The sequence below is a fragment of the Serratia sp. LS-1 genome, assembly GCF_003719595.1.
Lineage (GTDB): Bacteria > Pseudomonadota > Gammaproteobacteria > Enterobacterales > Enterobacteriaceae > Serratia > Serratia ureilytica.
Genome location: NZ_CP033504.1, coordinates 1,027,784 through 1,043,940 on the forward strand (window position 1 = coordinate 1,027,784; position 16,157 = coordinate 1,043,940).

Annotated in this window: 15 protein-coding genes; 10 read left to right on the forward strand and 5 right to left on the reverse strand. The window is 58.5% G+C overall.

What is annotated here, in order from left to right:
- Positions 1–455 precede the first annotated feature (455 nt).
- Positions 456–1,661, forward strand: coding sequence for a serine hydrolase (locus EDY99_RS04995; protein WP_033633487.1), 1,206 nt, complete (start codon positions 456–458; stop codon positions 1,659–1,661).
- A 103-nt stretch (positions 1,662–1,764) separates the two neighbouring features.
- Here the strand turns inward: EDY99_RS04995 and EDY99_RS05000 are convergent, their stop codons facing one another.
- From EDY99_RS05000 to EDY99_RS05010, 3 genes are all read right to left on the reverse strand, one after another.
- A complete protein-coding gene (locus tag EDY99_RS05000) occupies positions 1,765–2,256 on the reverse strand; it encodes a fimbrial protein (RefSeq protein WP_226772988.1) in 492 nt (163 codons plus the stop codon).
- A gap of 19 nt (positions 2,257–2,275) precedes the next feature.
- Positions 2,276–3,094: a fimbrial protein gene (locus EDY99_RS05005; RefSeq protein WP_033633691.1), complete on the reverse strand. Its 819-nt coding sequence runs from the start codon at positions 3,092–3,094 to the stop codon at positions 2,276–2,278.
- 232 nt (positions 3,095–3,326) lie between these two features.
- Entirely contained in the window at positions 3,327–3,659 is a 333-nt protein-coding gene (locus EDY99_RS05010; protein ID WP_123061519.1) for a hypothetical protein, read from the reverse strand.
- A gap of 663 nt (positions 3,660–4,322) precedes the next feature.
- Between EDY99_RS05010 and EDY99_RS05015 the strand changes: the two genes are divergently transcribed.
- From EDY99_RS05015 to EDY99_RS05055, 9 genes are all read left to right on the forward strand, one after another.
- A complete protein-coding gene (locus EDY99_RS05015; protein ID WP_025302212.1) occupies positions 4,323–4,844 on the forward strand; it encodes a fimbrial protein in 522 nt (173 codons plus the stop codon).
- 78 nt (positions 4,845–4,922) lie between these two features.
- The gene (locus EDY99_RS05020; protein ID WP_033642500.1) at positions 4,923–5,459 is read left to right on the forward strand and encodes a fimbrial protein; all 537 of its coding nucleotides are present in this window, start codon (positions 4,923–4,925) and stop codon (positions 5,457–5,459) included.
- Positions 5,460–5,506: 47 nt separating this feature from the next.
- Complete coding sequence (locus EDY99_RS05025) at positions 5,507–8,041, forward strand: outer membrane usher protein (RefSeq protein ID WP_074446877.1); 2,535 nt, start codon at positions 5,507–5,509, stop codon at positions 8,039–8,041.
- A gap of 79 nt (positions 8,042–8,120) precedes the next feature.
- Complete coding sequence (locus tag EDY99_RS05030; protein ID WP_080350172.1) at positions 8,121–8,885, forward strand: fimbria/pilus periplasmic chaperone; 765 nt, start codon at positions 8,121–8,123, stop codon at positions 8,883–8,885.
- A gap of 74 nt (positions 8,886–8,959) precedes the next feature.
- Complete coding sequence (locus tag EDY99_RS05035; RefSeq protein WP_046897038.1) at positions 8,960–9,598, forward strand: fimbrial protein; 639 nt, start codon at positions 8,960–8,962, stop codon at positions 9,596–9,598.
- Positions 9,599–9,648: 50 nt separating this feature from the next.
- Positions 9,649–10,203 carry a fimbrial protein gene (locus EDY99_RS05040; protein WP_046686745.1) on the forward strand — a complete coding sequence of 185 codons (555 nt, stop codon included), beginning with the start codon at positions 9,649–9,651 and terminating at the stop codon, positions 10,201–10,203.
- Positions 10,204–10,227: 24 nt separating this feature from the next.
- Positions 10,228–10,650, forward strand: coding sequence for a hypothetical protein (locus tag EDY99_RS05045; RefSeq protein ID WP_046686746.1), 423 nt, complete (start codon positions 10,228–10,230; stop codon positions 10,648–10,650).
- A complete protein-coding gene (locus tag EDY99_RS05050) occupies positions 10,647–12,035 on the forward strand; it encodes an FKBP-type peptidyl-prolyl cis-trans isomerase N-terminal domain-containing protein (RefSeq protein ID WP_123061520.1) in 1,389 nt (462 codons plus the stop codon). Before EDY99_RS05045 ends, EDY99_RS05050 begins: the two co-directional genes overlap by 4 nt.
- A complete protein-coding gene (locus tag EDY99_RS05055) occupies positions 12,032–12,697 on the forward strand; it encodes a helix-turn-helix transcriptional regulator (protein ID WP_033650640.1) in 666 nt (221 codons plus the stop codon). Before EDY99_RS05050 ends, EDY99_RS05055 begins: the two co-directional genes overlap by 4 nt.
- 54 nt (positions 12,698–12,751) lie before the next feature.
- Here the strand turns inward: EDY99_RS05055 and EDY99_RS05060 are convergent, their stop codons facing one another.
- Complete coding sequence (locus EDY99_RS05060) at positions 12,752–14,119, reverse strand: L-serine ammonia-lyase (RefSeq protein WP_033642507.1); 1,368 nt, start codon at positions 14,117–14,119, stop codon at positions 12,752–12,754.
- Positions 14,120–14,212: 93 nt separating this feature from the next.
- Entirely contained in the window at positions 14,213–15,511 is a 1,299-nt protein-coding gene (locus tag EDY99_RS05065) for an HAAAP family serine/threonine permease (RefSeq protein ID WP_033650641.1), read from the reverse strand.
- Positions 15,512–16,157 lie beyond the last annotated feature (646 nt).

Sequence of the window (16,157 nt, forward strand, 5' to 3'; positions counted from 1 at the left end):
GGATTATTCGGTATAAAAGTCGTTGTGCGGATGATAGCGCTGAGGATAAGCGCTTTAAAAAGAACAAATAACGGTTCTATATGCCATTATGGAATATATTAATCTTTTTTAGACGTATGGAAGTGCAGATGTTTAGCGGTGCAGATGCTTGGCCGTTTAGCCGTGGATGGGGGCGAAAGTGCGCGTCTCGATGCTTTTTTGAACGATAAGTGCGTGCCTGCGTACAGTTATGTAAAAATGCTGAAAATTCACGCTAAACCCTGCAAAAATAAGATAAATCACATAAACTCACAGCAAGGGCATTTTCGGTGTGTTGTGTTACCCGCTACGGGCGCCGCAGGGGGTTGCGGCCGGCACGTGCGCACCGGGCCACTCTCGCTGGTTGGCTTAAAACGTGAACATGTTTGAAAGTTAACGCTATTTCAATGGTTTTGAATGGACACTCTGGCGACGTCATGATGAAAAAAAACTTATCCACTTCCCTGAAAAAACTGACCTTCAGCGTAGGCATCCTGTTGCTGGCCGCCCCGGCCGTACACGCGGCCGAGCCGCCGGCGCCGCCGCAGGTAGACGCCAAGGCCTTCATTCTGATGGATTACAACAGCGGCAAAGTGCTGACCGAAGGCAATGCCGACACCCGTCTCGATCCCGCCAGCCTGACCAAGATCATGTCCAGCTACGTGATCGGCCAGGCGATCAAGGCCGGCAAGATCAAGCCGGAAGACATGGTCACCGTCGGCAAAGACGCCTGGGCGCCCGGTAACCCGGCGCTGCGCGGCTCTTCGCTGATGTTCATCAAGCCGGGCGATCAGGTGCCGGTGCTGGAACTGAATAAGGGCATCGTGATCCAGTCCGGCAACGACGCCAGCATCGCGCTGGCGGACTACGTGGCGGGCAGCCAGGATTCGTTCGTCGGCCTGATGAACAACTACGCCAAATCCCTGGGCCTGCAGAATACCCACTTCCTGACGGTGCACGGCCTGGATGCGGAAGGGCAGTACAGCACCGCGCGCGACATGGCGCTGTTGAGCCAGGCGCTGATCCGCGACGTGCCGGACGAATACGCGCTGCATAAAGAGAAAGAGTTCACCTTCAACAAGATCCGCCAGATTAACCGCAACCGTCTGCTGTGGAGCAGCAACCTGAACGTTGACGGCATCAAGACCGGCTACACCAGCGGCGCCGGTCACAACCTGGTGGCGTCCGCCACCGACGGCCCGATGCGCCTGATCTCGGTGGTGCTGGGCGCGCCGAGCGATCGCGTGCGCTTTAGCGAAAGCGAAAAGCTGTTGACCTGGGGCTTCCGCTTCTATGAAACCGCGACGCCGATCAAGGCTGATAAACCGTTCGTCACCCAGAAAGTGTGGTTCGGCGACGTCAGCGAAGTGCCGCTCGGCGTGGCGAAAGACGCCTCGGTCACCATTCCGAAAGGGCAGATGAAAAACCTGAAGGCCAGCTACAAGCTGACCCAACCGACGCTGGAAGCGCCGCTGGCGAAAAACCAGGTGGTCGGCACCATCGATTTCCAGCTGGACGGTAAAACCATCGAACAGCACCCGCTGGTGGTGATGCAAGAGGTGAAAGAGGGCAACTTCTTCAGCCGCATCTGGGATATGGTGATGATGAAGCTGAGCCAGTGGTTCGGCGGGATCTTCGGCTGAATAGCCTGATGTGAGGAGTGCCCCGGGCGCACCATCCTCGACCAAGCCGCAACGGAGACGTTGCGGCTTTTTTTTATTTTCAGTATCCGGCCGAAGCGGCGCTTTAAAAATAGTCCACCAGCATGGTGGCGCCGCTGGAGAAGTCGCCTTCCGCCAGGGTGACGGCGCTGTTTTTCACCGGCACTGCATCAAGCGTCGGCGGATTGGCGTAGTCGATGTTCAGCGGCGTATTGATGGCGAAGGCCTTACCGTTGGCCAACAGCTTGATGCCCAATCCAGTGACGCTGCTGGTCAACACGCTGTTGTCAAAGGCCGCCGCGCTGCCCATGATCTTCATTTTCAACTGGCGGCTGTTATCCAGAAACTCGCATTTGATGCTGTAATCGATGCGTTGCATATAGCGGCTGCCGTCGATGCGTTTGATGCCGACCTTGCCGAAGTCGATATCGATGGTACGCCCGTCGTTGATCACGCAAGGCGGAGGCGCCACCACGGTGGCGGTGATGTTGACTTTGGTGCCCTGATCGGCGGCCTGAGCGGCCGAGCTAATCAACTCCAGCGCCAACAGCAGGGCGCAGCCCGTTTTTATCGTCATGTTCATTCTGGCTCCCGTCTCAAGGTGCGCTGAAGATCAGCGTGGCCGAGCCCGACAGCGGACCGGTGGCGATGCTGGTGTAAGGGACATTGTTCTTCACCGGCACAAAGGTGACGGTGTCGTTGCCCAGACCGTTGACGATGCGCGTTCTGAAGGCATTGTTGGGCTTTACCACCGCGCCGTTGTGCACCATGGCCACGCCGACGTTAGGGTTGGTGGTCTTGATAAAATCGCTGGAGAAGCCGCTGGCGTCGCTGACCATCCGGATCAGAATATCCTGCGTCGCACTCTGATCGTCGCACTGGTAGCTGAGCGCTTTGTCCTGTTTGATCTGGGCGTCGTTGGCGCTCTGGGTCAGGAAGTCCTGGCGGATCTGACCAAAATCGACATTAATTTGCTGGCCGTTGTTGATGGTGCAACTGGTGGTGACGAAGTAGGCGTCGTTGTCGGCGATCAGGCGCCAGCGATAAACGCCGCACTGTGGGCAGCCCGGTTGATCGTTGGTCTGAATAAAGTTGATTTGGCCGATGACGTCACCCTTATTCACCTTGATGTCCGGCGTTGGGAAACGGTTCAACACGATATAGACCCGGATGGCGACAGACTGGGTCTGCAAGCCGGTGAGGCTGAGTACGCTGATGCCGGCAGGCACCGGGGAGTTATAGTCGCTGCCGTTGATGGTCGTGCCGCTGCCGATCGAGCCAAAAATCGCGCCGTTCATCGACAGCGCCGGGCTATCGGTTTTGAGATAGTCGTACCAGCTCGCGACGTCGTTTTTACAGGTGACCTGGCTGACGTTGACGATTTCGTTTTTGCCATAAGAAAGCTGCGGCCCGATGCGAACCCGGACGTCAACCGGCGTGGCCGATCCCCCCGGGGGAATAAGTCCGCCATCGGACGTGCGGCAAGTAAATGCGTTGGCGTTGCCAAACAGCAGGAAGAAAGAGAGTGCCAGGCAGCAACGTAAAAATAGCAGGGCTGTTTTTCTCACGATAATATCCCGATATATATAAATGGTGTGCGGCGTTACTCCGCAATGAAATATTGCCAATCAGGCCGGCTGGCCATATTTATTCCGTTAAAGGAGAGTGAGATGCATCTTTGTTGGGTATGCCGTTGTTATCGCCACCGTCCAGCAACGCGGTGGGATACCACCTCAACGAGTTGTTGATGGAGCCGTCCGTCACAATCACTTCTTGTCGGGCGGCAAGATCCAATAACAGCCGTCGAGCCCGGTAAACACCGACGTTGACGGCATTGGCCAGTTGCCGTGTCGAGAGCCACTGCTGCTGTGGCGGCGGCCCGGCGACGGGACATTGACGGGGCGATTGCGCGAATAATGTTTGCAGCAGATCGTGCTGCAATTGCCGTATTTCCTTTTGTTTCGGAGATAACGCTTCCATAGCACTTCCTCTGTATTCCGATTGCCGTATTCCTAAGAAAAAACAAACATTCGCCGTCTACCAACAACGAGGTAAAACGCGAACAAAGAAAATTCCTATCTATTTATCAGGATTGAAAAAAAAGGCGTTGCCCGCCCCGTTTTTACCTATGTTCAGGCAGGGGGGCGTCACGCAGAAACCTAAAATTTTGGTTTATTATATTCACAAAGTGCCACTTTGCGATCTGATTACTTGTGAATCTCGCAAAAACAGGATATTGCTCTATAAAAGTATTTTTTACGATCTATGAGCCTAAAAATAACAGTAAATTAACTTTAATTAGGAAATAAATTGCGAATGTTCGCCTTGATCAAAAAAAGCCTTTTTTTGCCGAGAGGCATTTGCCAGAATATTCATCGCCGGACAAGAAGGGCGGATTAGAAAGTATTGGCCCCTGCTCGTTGTGATTTCGTTTATTTTTATAGGACGAATTCATTAATGGGTGGGCCGCTGCAGACTTACCGTTATCGACTTTTTATTGTCGGTGCCTTTGGGTTTTGGCAGTTAACCAACTAGCAAGATGCTAAAGAATCAGGGCTGCGCACATATAAGCGCGAGCAGGTTTCCTGTTGCTCTTTTTCTTGATTGGAATATGCATTTTTTCTTATAAGGAATATAGGTTCTATGAAACTTAACAAAATCATGATGGCTGCAGTGATTGCATTTGGCGCAAGTTCTTTTGCACAGGCAGCCGATCAGGGACACGGTAAGGTCACCTTCACGGGCTCTATTATTGATGCGCCATGCTCTATTGCGCCTGAGTCGATCGATCAGACCGTTGATCTGGGCCAGGTGTCCAACGTGGCGTTGAAAAACGGCGGCAAATCCAACCCGCGTCCGTTTGAAATCAAGCTGGAGCAGTGCGACATCACCACCCTGAAAACCGTTAAAACCACCTTCAGCGGCGTAGCATCGTCTACCGATAAGGATCTGCTGGGCATCGCGGGCACCGCCAGCGGCGCCGGCGTAGCCATCTCTTACAACGGCCAGCCGATCAAACTGGGTGAAGCGACTACCGCGCAGACTCTGAACACCGGCAACAACACCCTGCATTTCGCCGCCTACCTGCAGGGCGAAGGCGCTTCCGCCGCCATCGTTCCGGGCGACTTCACCGCCGTAGCCGATTTCACCCTGGCTTATCAGTAAGTGAGTCCGAAGGCTTAATCAACCAGGCATGGGGTTCGCCGCATGCCTGGTGAATCTCCCTGTCAAAGGAATGTCGCGATGTTTTTACCAAGGAATCGAGCGGGTGCCGTTCTTTTGGCGTCGTTGGCGTTTGCGCCCGGCTATGCAACTTCCGCCGCGCAGGGGTGGGGCAAGGTCAGTATGCACGGCGCCATTATCGACACCGCCTGCGCCATTGCCGCCGGCAGCCGCGATCAGACGATCGATATGGACACTCTTCCTCTCGGGCAGATCATTCGTGACGGCCAGGGGATGACCAAACCTTTCAGTATTGAATTGGTCAACTGCATTTTGGAACGGCCGGAAAACAAACCTGATTGGAAATTCTTTCAGGTCACGTTTGATGGTTATGCGGAAGGCGCTCTGTTTGGCGTACAGGGCGAGGCGCGCGGCGTCGCATTGAAGATAAAAGACAGCAACGGCACGCCGGTTATTCCAGGGAAACCCTTACCGATGGAAGGAATAATACCGGGAAATAGAGTGCTGAATTATTCCATGACGTTGATGCCGAATCATCAGCCGTTGAAGGCGGGAGCGTATTTTTCCACAGTGCGTTTTAAGCTGGATTATTTTTGATTTTTTCTCGTACTGACGGTTAATTCGTTATTGAAAGGACTTTTATTATGCTTTCACCGGCAGGGAAGTTATTTCGTCTTCAAGCTTTGGGGCTCTGTGTTGCCCTTTCTCTGGGAAATCCGATCGCGTTGGTCTATGCCGCCGACGTTATTCAATTCAATACTGACGTATTAGACATCAACGATCGTAAAAATATCGATCTGAGCCAATTTACGCGCAGCGGCTACATCATGCCGGGCGTTTATACCATGGTGGTGCACGTCAATAAGAACGACCTGCCGGAACAGCCGGTGACGTTTTTGGCGCCTGAGAACGATCCTAAAGGCAGTGAAGCCTGTCTTTCACCGGCATTGGTCAACCAACTGGGGCTGAAAGAAAAGCTGTTAAGCACGCTTAACTGGACACACGGCGGCCGCTGCCTTGACGCCTCCAGTCTGGCGGGGATGGAAGCGCGCGGCGATCTCGCCAGTTCCGCGCTGTATCTCAACATCCCACAGGCCTATCTGGAGTACAGCTCGGAAAACTGGGATCCGCCTTCTCGCTGGGATGACGGTATTCCCGGGCTGCTGTTTGACTATAACGTCAACGCCCAAACGCAAAAGCACCAGAAAGGCGGCAGCAGCTACAGCCTGAGCGGCAACGGCACCGGCGGCGCCAACCTGGGCGCCTGGCGCCTGCGCGCCGATTGGCAGGCCAACCTCAACCACCAGACCGGATCTTCTCAGCCGACTGACAAACAGTTCGACTGGAGCCGCTATTACGCCTATCGGGCGATCCCGGCGCTGCGTTCGCGGCTGACGATGGGGGAGGATTACCTGAACTCCGACATTTTCGACAGCCTGCGCTTTACCGGCGTCAGTCTGCGATCCGACGACAGCATGTTGCCGCCCAACCTGCGCGGCTATGCGCCGGAAGTGACCGGCGTGGCGAAAACCAACGCCAAGGTGGTGGTCAGCCAGCAAGGGCGCGTGCTGTATGAAACGCAAGTGGCGGCGGGGCCGTTCCGCATTCAGGACATCAACGACGCCGTTTCCGGCGAGCTGGACGTGCGCGTCGAAGAGCAGGACGGCAGTGTGCAGGAGTTCAAGATGAACACCGCCAACATTCCTTACCTGACGCGCCCGGGCACGGTGCGTTACAAGCTGGCGACGGGCAAACCGTCGGAGTGGGGGCATCACCTGCGCGGGCCGATGTTCGGCACCGGCGAGTTCTCCTGGGGCATCAGCAACGGCTGGTCGCTGTACGGCGGTGGCATCGCCGGCGGCGATTACAACGCGCTGTCGCTGGGGATCGGGCGCGATCTGATGGCGCTGGGGGCGCTGTCGTTCGACGCCACGCAGTCGCGCGCGCGTTTGCCGCAGGAGGGCACGCTTACCGGCGGTTCGTATCGGTTGAGCTATTCGAAGAACTTCGATGAATACGACAGCCAGGTCACCTTCGCCGGTTACCGCTTCTCCCAGGAGGACTTCATGAGCATGGGGGACTACCTCGATGCGCGTTACGAAGGGGGACGCAGCGGCAAGAGCAAGGAGATGTACACCATCACCTTCAACAAACAGTTCCGCGATCTGGGGCTCAGCACCTATCTCAACTACAGCCACCAAACCTATTGGGATCGGGCGCCGAACGATCGTTACAACCTGATGGTATCGCGCTACTTCGATATCGGCGATTTCAAGAACGTCAGCGTATCGCTGTCGGCCTATCGCAACCGTTACAACGAGCGCAACGACGACGGGATGTACCTGTCGCTGTCGCTGCCCTGGGGCAGCGCCGGGACGCTCAGTTACAACATGACGCTCGATCGCGAAGAGAACGCCCATCGGGTCGGTTACTACAACCGGGTCGATGAACACAACAACTATCAGATCAGCGCGGGCGCCGCGCGCAGTGGGGCGACCGCCAGCGGGTATTACAGCCATCAGGGCGATATGGCGCAGATCAACGCCAACGCCAGCTACCAGGCCGGCCGCTATAGCGCCGTCGGCATTGGCGCGCAGGGCGGCCTGACGATGGCGGCGGAAGGGGCGGTGCTGCATCGCGTCAATACGCCGGGCGGCACGCGCTTGCTGCTCGATACCGAAGGCGTCGCCGGCGTGCCGGTGCGTGGCTACGGCAGTACGGTGCTGACCAACCGTTACGGCAAGGCGGTGGTGGCGGATGTGAACAGCTACTACCGCAACAAGGCCAGCATCGATCTCAACAGCTTGGGCGACAACGTCGAGGCGACGCGTTCCGTGGTGCAGGCCACGTTGACCGAGGGCGCCATCGGCTACCGCAAGTTCGAGGTGATTGCCGGCGAGAAGGCGATGGCGATCGTCAAGCTGGCGGACGGCAGTGAGCCGCCGTTTGGCGCCACGGTGCTGAATGCCCGCAAACAGGAGACCGGCATCATCAATGACGGCGGCAGCGTTTACCTGTCCGGCCTCAACCCCGGCGAGCGCATGAGCGTGCACTGGAACGGCGCGGCGCAGTGTGAAATCCAGCTGCCGGCGCCGTTGCCGGCCGAAATGCTGATGAACACGTTGCTGCTGCCTTGCCGTCCTCTCACCGGTAACAAGCCGGCGGAGAACGCCAACTGATACCCCCGGCGGAGCGTGCTTCGCCGCTAAACTGCCGGGGCGGAATCGCCCGCCTTCGGCTGACTGGAACCGTGAAGACATGATGAATCTGACTATGACCAGAAAGACCGTTTCCCTTTTGAGCTCGCTCGCCGCCGCGTTGACGATCGGCGCGATCGGCCTGCCCGCCCATGCGGCTATCGCGCTGGATCGCACGCGCGTGATTTTCGACGGCGACCAGAAAACGGTCAGCCTCAACATCAGCAATCAGAATAAGCAATTGCCCTATCTGGCCCAGGGGTGGATTGAAGACGATCGCGGCAACAAGATCCAAAGCCCTTTCACCGTGCTGCCGCCGGTGCAGCGGGTGGAGCCGGGCAAACCGAGCCAGGTGAAGATCCAGTCGCTGCCGGCGGCGCGTCAGCTGCCGCAGGACAGGGAGACGCTGTATTACTTCAACCTGCGCGAGATCCCGCCGCGCAGCAATAAGCCGAACACGCTGCAGATAGCGTTGCAGACGCGCATCAAAATGTTTTATCGCCCGGCGGCGCTCGCCCCGAAAAAGAACGCCGCACCGTGGCAGGAGCAGCTGACGCTGACCCGGCAGGGTGACAAGTACGTGGTGAACAATCCGACCCCGTATTACGTGACGATCGTTGAGGCGAGCGCCGGCAAGGGCGGGAAAGGGGCCGCCGGCTTTGAACCGTTGATGGTGGCGCCGAAGGCCAGCGCCCCGCTGAACGTCTCAGCCGCGAGCCTCGGCAGCGGCCCGTCGCTGGCGTACATCAACGATTACGGTGGTCGGCCGCAGTTGAACTTCCGCTGCGCCGGCAATGCCTGCCAGGTCGTGCCGGTCGCCAAATGACGAGCCGCGCGCAAGCAGGTAAGACCAAGTCATGAACACAGCGGAGTGAACGAATCATGCAACGAAAGAACCCCATGCTGTTGGGAAAGGCCTATGAACGTCATCAGCGACGCACTATTGGCCTGACGGTGTTGGCCGCGCTGATGGTGCCGCTGACGGCGGGCACGATGTTGATGCTGATGCCGCCGGCCCGCGCGGTGGATAACTGGGACGTTGAGGGGGCGAACGGCACGCTCCACGTCTACGGCGCGTTAACGGAAAGCGCCTGCAGCCTGGAAATGACCACCGCCCGCCAGGAGGTATGGCTGGGCGAGACGGGAACGGCGCACTTCCAGCGCCCGGGCGATCGCGGCACGCCGGTCGCCTTCGAGCTGACGCTGAAAGACTGCCTGCGGGCGCCGGCGAGCAACCGCGACGCCTGGACCGGGGTTCTGGCCTGGAGCGGCAGCCAGCCTGCGGTGTCCGTCGCGTTTTCCGCGCCGACGGATGACGACGCGCCGGGTCTGGTCAGGGTCGCCGGCGTCACCGGTTTGGGGTTGCAGTTGGCGGATGCCCGCGGTCTGCCGGTCCGCCTCGGCGCGCGCAACAAACCGGTATTGCTGACGCCGGGACAAAACACCCTGACGTATACGGTGACGCCGGTGCGCACTCCGGCGACGCTGAGCGCCGGCGCTTACCGCGCGGCGATCGATTTCCGTCTTTATTACGACTAATACGCCGCTTGCGCCTGGCAGGCGCAAGCATAACCAAAGGGAGTGGCGTCATGCGCGCGACAGAGACGAACCGGCGCCGAAGCGCGCTGCTGGGAGCCGGCATGGTGATGCTGGCCGGCATGATGGCGCAGCCGGCGGCTGCGGCGGAAAACATGCGCTTTCACGGTACGCTGGTGGCCGAGCCGTGTGTCATACAACCGGGGGATGAGGACATCCAACTGGATTTCGGCACCATCGTCGACAAATACCTGTACCTGAACACCCGCACCCACAGCCAAACCTTCGCGTTGCACCTGACCGAGTGTGATCTCAGCCTGGGCAATACGGTGGCCATTACGTTTACCGGTTCTGAGAACGCCAAACTGCCCGGCCTGTTGGCGTTGGATGGCGGCAGCCTGGCGTCGGGGATCGGCATCGGGCTGGAGGACAGCAGCGGCAAGGCGCTGCCGCTCAATCGCGCCAGCGATAAATTCCGTCTGAACGCCGGCAACACCACACTCACGCTGCAAGCCTATGTGCAGGGAGAGCCGGAAGCCATCCAGACGAAGTCCATCGGCCGCGGCACCTTCAGCGCGGTGGCCACCTTTACGTTGGAATACGAATAAGCGTCTACAAGGACAAAAAACGCAATGATGAGAAAGCACGTCAATCACGCCCTGCGCATGGGGATGCTGTGCCTGTTGGCGTTGAGCGCCGCCGCTTGCCAAAGCCAAAAGCCGGGCAAGCCTGCCGTGAACACCCAAAATCAGGCTGCGCAACCTCCGTCAGAAGAGGTGTTGCGCAAGCAACGTGAGGCCGAGCAACTGCGGCAGTGTCAGGAGCAACTGGGCGCGTTGCGCACGATCAACGAGAAACAGTATCAGCGCTACAAACAGGCGTTCGACAGCCTGATGAGCGGCGCTTCCCAGTACGCCAACCTGCGCGCCCGGGTAAACGGTGACACGCAGGAGACGGTGGATGCGCTGTATCGCTACAAGGTCAACTATCTGTGCGCCGGGGTGAATCAGGCGGTGTTGACCGGGCTGGCGGATCGCGGGGAGCAGGTTAAATGAGGCTGCGTCTGCTGGGCTGTGTCGCTTTGCTGTTCACCGTGGTCGCGCAAGCGGACGACGGCGTGCCGGCGCTGCTGCAGTTTGCCGAGCAGTATCAACGGCAGAATATCGGTCCGGCGACCGAAAAAACGGCGCCGGACGACCGTGAGTCAGGGAAAAAAAAGCGTGAGCCGGCGAAGCGCCTGTCGGACAACAGCCAATCCGCCTCACCGGCCAAAACGTTTACGCTGAGCCAGGAATTATTGGCGCGCGATCAACAGCTGGCACGCCAGCGAATGGCGCTGACGGCGCTGCGCCAGGAGCTCGCCGCGCTGCGGGCGGAGAAAGCGGCGCCACCCGTCGCGGCGTTGCCGGACTCGTCAACGCTTCAACAGTGGATCGCCGGGCTGGGCGCCGCCTGGCGTGGTTCGCCCGACGCGCAGCGCGCCGAGGCGCTGTTGCGTCAGGCGACGCAGGAAACCGCCAAAAGCAGAGCGACGGCGGCGCAGGCCGAACGGCGCGTCACCGAACTTGAGTCTGCCGCGCAGGCATCGGCACAAACGCTTGCACAACGCCAACGCGAGCACCAGGAGGCGTTGCACGCTCTGCGCGCCGCGTTGGAAGAAAGCGAGCAGAAGCGGGCCGGTGAGCAGAAGGCGACTCAGCAGGCGCGCGAAGACCTGCTGGCGTTGCGTAAGCGGCTGCAATGGGAGATGACGCCGGAGCAGTTGAAGGATGAACGCAAGCGTTTGTCCTATGCGGCGGGCAGTGCGCTGGGGCGGGATATTCAGGGGTTGATGACGGAGCGTCAAAGCTGGGGCGTGCCGGTGGATCGCGACAGCCTGTTGGCGGGCGTTATCGACAGCGTGTCGGGACGTTTGCAGCTGTCGCCGCAGGAACTGAATACGTTGACGGCGCAGGCGGATGCCGCCGCCGTGGCCGCGCGTGAGAAACGCGTTAACCAGCAGCGGCGGCGCGATGACGATTACCTGACGCAGTTCAGTCAACAAAAGGGCGTAAAGCAGTCGGCGATGGGCTTCTGGTATCGGGTGGATTATGCCGGGGAGGGGGCGCTGGCGCCAACGGCGGTGGTCGATGTTGTGGTGAAAGAGAAGCTGACCGACGGCACGGTGATCCAGGATATGGATCTGAGCGGCAAGGTGCTGTCGCAACCGCTGTCCGAATACCCGCCGCTGTTCCGGGAGGCGATAAGTCATCTGCACAACCACGGCTCGTTGACGATGGTCGTGCCGCCGGCGCTGGCCTACGGTGAAACCGGCTACCCGCCGAAGGTGCCGCCCAACGCCACCATGGTTTATGAATTGCGCATCGACAACAGCCAGGCGCCGGCAAAGGGCGTCCAGGCGGTTAAACGGGAAGCCGACACGGCGGGAGGGCAGGGATGAACACGATGATAAAAATCGCGTTATTTGATGAGAATCGATACTTCAGCGCCGGTTGGCAAGAGGCTCTGGCGCTGCACTTCAGCACTTACGGCAAGCGCACGCTGTTAGTGGATGCGCGGCAGGCTCATGAAGCCGATCTGGTGTTCTGCTATTTTCCTCCCGGCGTGCAAAGCTGTTTTTGTCACCTCTCTGAGGCGCAGCCCGTGGGGCGTAAAACGCTGTATTTCTCGTTGCGAACGCCGGAGGGACGGCATAAACGCACCGTCGGGAACCGCTGCTCGCTGGAGGCCGGCGTCATCTACCACGATATGCCGTTGGTTTCGGCGCTGTATCAGGTGAGCGCCGAGCTGGAGCGGCGCAGCAAATGGCCGGGCCGACTGAGCTGTGGCAGGAACTGCGCATGCCAACACCGGGGCTTGACGTTGCGCGAACAAGAGATCATGCGCTGCATGACGCGGGAGATGGGAGTCACGCAAATCGCCCGGATGCTGGATATTAGCGTGAAGACGGTCAGCAATCACAAGATGAGCGTCATGCGCAAAATGGGATTCCGGCGTAATGCCGAACTTTACGGCTGGCTGCGGCACAGTGCTCGTCCCGGGGCTGTGGGGCTTCGCGCGGGCATTCAGCCCGGCGTTGCGGCAGGAAAGGATCGCTATTGAAACGGCGCCGGCCAAGTCACACCGGCCGGCGCCTTAAGTGCCTCGCCGTGGCGATCAGTTGCAGGCCACGACCTTGATCGCCAGCCCGCCCTGTGAGGTTTCGCGGTATTTGGCGTTCATGTCTTTGCCGGTCTCGTACATGGTTTCGATCACCTTATCCAGACAAACCCGCGGTTCGCTGGTCCGGCGCATCGCCATGCGTGCGGCGTTGACCGCCTTAACGGCGGAAATGGCGTTGCGTTCGATGCACGGCACCTGAACCTGGCCGGCGAGCGGATCGCAGGTCAGCCCCAAATGGTGCTCCATGGCGATCTCCGCCGCGATGCACACCTGCGCCGGGCTGCCGCCGAGCAGCTCGGTCAACCCGGCCGCCGCCATTGAACAGGCCACGCCCACTTCCCCCTGGCAACCCACTTCGGCGCCGGAGATCGAGGCGTTCATCTTGTACAGCGCGCCAATCACGCCGGACGCCAGGAAATAGCGGGTGTAGGAGTTGGCGTTCACCGGGCGGATGAACTTGTCGTAGTAGGCCAGCACCGCAGGGATGATGCCACACGCGCCGTTGGTCGGCGCGGTGACCACGCGGCCGCCGGCCGCGTTCTCTTCGTTGACCGCCAACGCGAACATGTTGATCCAATCGACCACGTTCATCGGATCGATATTGTTCTTGTCTCCGGTCACCAGAATGCGGCGCAGCGCGGCGGCGCGGCGCGGCACTTTCATCGGGCCGGGCAGCAGCCCTTCGGTGTTGATGCCGCGCTCGATACCGGCGCTCATCACCTGCCAGACATCGGCGAAATGCGCGTCGATATCCGCCTTGCTGCGCAGCGCCAGCTCGTTTTGCATCACCAGGCCGGACAAGGACAGCCCGGTCTCCTTGCAATGCTGCTGCAGATCGTGCGCTGATTTGAACGGATAGGGCACCGGCGTGGCGCCCTCGGCGGACTGGCCGAAGTGCTCTTCGTCGACGATAAAACCGCCGCCGATCGAGTAATAGGTTTTGCTGTGCAGCAGGCGTTCACCGGCGAAGGCGCGGATGCGCATGCCGTTTTCATGCAGCGGCAGGTTGTCGCTGTGGAAGTTCATGCCGCCGTGCAGCGGGAAATCCACCTCGTGGTGGCCGTTGGCCAGCGGCAGGCGGCCGCGTTGCTCAACGTCGCGAATAAAGCCCGGAATGCTGTCGATGTCCACATCGTGCGGCAGGTTGCCGGCCAGGCCCATGATGATGGCGATGTCGGTGTGGTGACCTTTACCGGTCAATGACAGCGAACCGTAGACGTCGACCACCACGCGGGTGGTGTCCTGTAACTGCTGGTGCGCGATCAGCTCGTCGACGAACTGTTTGCCGGCCTTCATCGGGCCAACGGTGTGGGAGCTGGATGGGCCGATGCCGATTTTGAAAATATCGAAAACGCTGACCATGGTCTCGCCTCCTTCTTCAGGTTTCAGGCGGTGAATACGGGAAATGGGGGAGTGCGGGAGGGCCGGCGCGCAAGCGGCGCCGGCCGGGCGTGATTAGCCGAGCAGGCTGAACACGATGGCAGAGATGGCGATCAGACCCATCACAACCACGAACACGTTGCTGATGTGGCCGCTGTACTTGCGCATGGCAGGCACTTTACGGATGGCGTACATCGGCATCAGGAACAGCAGCATGGCGATGATTGGGCCACCCAGGGTTTCGATCATGCCCAGGATGCTTGGGTTCAGGGTGGCGACGATCCAGGTGGTCACCAGCATGAAGATAGCGGTCATGCGGTTCAACTTGGCGGTGCTGACGGTTTTACCGCGGCTCTTCATCGACTTGGCGACCAGGCCGTTGAAGCCTTCACGGGCGCCCAGGTAGTGGCCCAGGAACGATTTGGTGATGGCGACGAAGGCGATAACCGGCGCGATGTACTCGATCATCGGGTTGTTAAAGTGGTTGGCCAGGTAAGACAGAATCGAGATGTTCTGCGCCTTGGCTTCCGCCAGGTTTTCCGGCGTCAGGCTCAGCACGCAGCTGAACACGAAGAACATCACGGTCAGCACCATCATGATGTGTGCATAAGCCAGAATGCGGGAGCATTTCTTCTCGGCGTCTGCGCCGTACTCTTCGCGTTTGGCGACGGCGAAGGCGGAGATGATCGGCGAGTGGTTGAAGGAGAACACCATCACCGGGATTGCCAGCCACAGGGTCATGATCAGGCCGTGACCCATGCCGGTACCGCTGCCGGACAGCGACACGTTTTCGAAGATGGCGCCGGTCCAGTTAGGGATCAGGTATACCGCCAGCAGCATCAGCACCGCCACGAACGGGAAGACCAGGATGCTCATGGTTTTCACGATGGCCTGCTCACCGAAGCGCACGATGGTCATCAGGCCGACGATCAGGATCAGCGACAGGATGGCGCGCGGCGGCGACGTCATGCCCAACTGGTGGGTAATGAAGCTGTCGACGGTGTTGGTTATCGCCACGCTGTAAACCAACAGAATCGGGTAGATGGCGAAGAAGTACAGCAGAGTAATCAGTTTACCGGCGGTGATGCCGAAGTGCTCTTCTACCACGGCGGTGATGTCTTCACCGGGATTTTTACCGGACAGAACGAAACGGCACAGGCCGCGGTGGGCAAAGAAGGTCATCGGGAAAGCGATGATGGCCATGATGATCAAAGGAATCAAACCGCCGATGCCGGCGTTGATTGGCAAGAACAGGACGCCTGCGCCGATGGCGGTGCCGTACAGGCCCAACATCCACATGGTATCCGTTTTACGCCAGGTAGTGCTGGAACCCGAAGCCGCAGAGGCAATTGTGCCGGTCTGTGTAGTGTCCATAAATATCTCCGAAGTGAACACGAATTTAAAATTAAAAGGCAAAACTTAAGGTTAAACCGTCAAACGTCCTATTCAGGCAACGCTTGCGGTAAGAATCAGGTGTTGCTTGCGGGGATGTTTTGGCGTCCCCCTGGTTGTTTATTGTGTTCATTACCACAGGCACAGCGCCGGGTAATTCACCAAAGACTTTTCACCGCCACGGGGTGATAAAAGTCGTTACCGTTGCCGACAGGTCTTTGCCTGTCGATTTTTGTTGGCGGCAAGATAACGATTTACAGTAGAAACAACCGTGATCCTGCTCTCAAATGCGTAATGTGTGCAGTTATCTGCTTTTTCATCGATTTTTCGCGCATTTGTTGCACATTTGTGTAAGATTTTGTGCTGAGAACGCTCTCATAAAAATTTCTGCGATTATGCGGCTTGTACAATAATTAGCCGGATAAAGCGCTGTGCTCAGCAGCAAGCCGAGCAATATATTTTATGCGTGGTTTTGGATCTAGCTAAAAACCCGGATTAAGCAGTTTTAGTGACGTAGATCACATTGTATTTTTAAGTTAAATGAGCGGTATTAGTTTGTTTTTAAAGGATTTTGATTGAAAAACACCGCTAGTAACGAAGGGAAATTACTTACGTGGTTAGCGGATAA